We start from the raw sequence: 487 nt of genomic DNA, 5'->3' as shown, positions 1-487 counted from the left end.
CATCCCCGCCATCGGCTGACCGGCTGACCGGCCGTCGGCCGACCAGCGGTACCTCCGAGGCCGGGTCCGCCCCACCGGACCCGGCCCCGCCGCATCACACGGCGGGCTCCCGCCGCCGCCCGCCCCGAGGCGGTCGATGTTGAGCTGCTCGACGGTGCGGCCCGGGAACAGCCGGGCGAGGGTGGCCCTCGCCGCGCTGTCGGCCCGGGTGTCGCCGAACTGGGCGGAGATCACCGCGTTGTTGCACAGGTAGTAGTTCGCGTAGGAGCCGACGAAGTTCGGGTCGGTGGAGCGGATGAGGTTGTAGTCGGGTCCCTGGATCTGGCTGACCGTGTACCGCGATCCCTGGGCGTTGGTGGCGGCCGAGAGGATCCTGTACTGCTGGCGCGCGTCCTCCGACCAGGCGTCGGTGTCGCCCGCCAGCGGCATCTGGACCACACCCGTGGTGCCGCCGAGGTAGCGGGACGTGGCGTCCACGTGGTCGTCG

1 protein-coding gene is annotated in these 487 nt (G+C 72.7%); it reads right to left on the bottom strand.

The window, feature by feature from the left end:
- Positions 1–487, bottom strand: a 487-nt coding sequence (locus tag VR45_RS45215) for an agmatine deiminase family protein (RefSeq protein ID WP_199926116.1), incomplete at both ends; no start/stop codon positions are given.

This window comes from Streptomyces sp. NRRL S-495, assembly GCF_000966955.1.
Classification (GTDB): Bacteria; Actinomycetota; Actinomycetes; order Streptomycetales; family Streptomycetaceae; genus Kitasatospora; species Kitasatospora purpeofusca.
The sequence above is the reverse complement of the archived record's forward strand: the minus strand, read 5'-3'. Positions and strand labels throughout refer to the sequence as shown.